The organism is Pseudomonas agronomica, assembly GCF_025917275.1.
Lineage (GTDB): Bacteria > Pseudomonadota > Gammaproteobacteria > Pseudomonadales > Pseudomonadaceae > Aquipseudomonas > Aquipseudomonas agronomica.
In genome coordinates, this window is sequence record NZ_JAOSHO010000804.1 from 1 (window position 1) to 1489 (window position 1489).

2 protein-coding genes and 1 pseudogene are annotated in these 1489 nt (G+C 61.1%); all 3 read right to left on the reverse strand.

Annotation, left to right across the window (positions count from 1 at the left end):
• Window positions 1–45 precede the first annotated feature (45 nt).
• Window positions 46–507 carry a YehS family protein gene (locus OC610_RS27275; protein ID WP_264432523.1) on the reverse strand — a complete coding sequence of 154 codons (462 nt, stop codon included), beginning with the start codon at window positions 505–507 and terminating at the stop codon, window positions 46–48.
• 57 nt (window positions 508–564) lie between these two features.
• Entirely contained in the window at window positions 565–1275 is a 711-nt protein-coding gene (locus tag OC610_RS27280; RefSeq protein ID WP_264432526.1) for an rRNA pseudouridine synthase, read from the reverse strand.
• An 82-nt stretch (window positions 1276–1357) separates the two neighbouring features.
• Window positions 1358–1489: pseudogene (locus tag OC610_RS27285) on the reverse strand (GNAT family N-acetyltransferase); the annotation flags it as partial.

Genomic DNA, 1489 nt, shown 5'->3' on the forward strand with positions numbered 1-1489 from the left:
CGGGAGCAAGCTCCCTCGCCACAGAGTCTTTGGAGACCGGGATAGTCAGCCGCGAACGCGCAGCGTCAGCCCCTTGAGAAAGTTGCGCAGCAACTGGTCGCCGCACGGGCGATAGTTGGTGTGGCCGAATTTGCGAAACAATGCGCTCAGTTCCGGCTTGGACACAGGGAATTCGGCGGCCTTGAGGATGGCGTGCATGTCGTCTTCCTTCAGCTCGAACGCCACGCGCAGTTTTTTCAAAATGATGTTGTTGGTCACCGGCACTTCGATCGGCTGCGGCGGACGGCTTTCGTCCTTGCCGCGCTTGAAAATCACCAGGCCATCGAGAAAATGCGCCATGACCAGGTCCGGGCAGAACACGAAGCCTTCTTCCTCGTCTTTCTTGAGGTAGCCGGTCAAGTCCTCCAGGGACACTTCCAGCCCGCCCAGCTTGATGATCTCGATGACTTTCTTGTCGCTGATGTCGAGCATGTAGCGCACGCTTCGCAGTACGTCGTTGTGAATCATGTGTGCAATCCTGATGAATCGGCAATGGGCGCCCCGGTTCGGCGTGGCGCCGGAAAATTAGAATTTCTCTTTGGCGGACAGGTAGCGCCACTGGCCCAGGGGCACCTTGCCGATGGACACGCCGCCGATGCGGATGCGGCGGATGGCGACGACCTTCAGGCCGACCGCCTGGCAAAACAGTGCGATCACGCCGGGTTGCGGGTTCTTCATGGCGAAGCGCAGGCGATTTTCGTTCTGCCAGCTGGCCTTGACCGCCGGCAGCTCCTTGCCTTTGTAGGTCAGCCCGTGGTTCAAGCGATTGAGGCCGTGGGCGACCATTTCGCCTTCGACTTCCACCACGTATTCCTGCTCGATCTTGGCGGCGTCGGCGGTGAGCTTGCGCAAGATCTTCCAATCCTGGGTGAACACCAGCAGTCCGCTGGCGTTGGCTTGCAGATCGGCGCTGGCGGTCAGGCGCAGGAAATGGCCCTTGAGCGGGCGCTTGCCGAAGCGATGCTCCTCGCTCAAGGTCTGTGGCCCAAGGGTTGCCATGGCCGTGTCGACATCCATGCCCGCCGGGACGTTCAGCAGCAGGGTCACGGGCTCCGGCGCGGTGGCCTTGGCTTCGGGGTCGAGCTCGACCTTCTGGGTGGTGACCTTGAACTGCGGTTCATCGATCACTTCGCCATCCACGGAGACCCAGCCGCCCTCGATGAACAGCTCCGCTTCCCGACGGGAACAGCCGACGAGCTCGATGAGGCGTTTGGAGAGACGAATCGGGTCAGTCATGACGGGGCCGTAACAAAAAGAGGGTGGGCATTGTACCTGTGTGGCGCCGGTTAATCCCGGGTCCATTTGCCTCAGGGGACTTTTAGCCGCGTCCGGCCTTCAGCGCCGGTTGCTTGTAGCGCATGTGCAGCAACGGATAGGGCTGGTCCATGCCATCCCGTGCCGAACGGCCGACGACTTCGAAGCCTTGCTTGAGATAGAAGCCCAGGGCCTG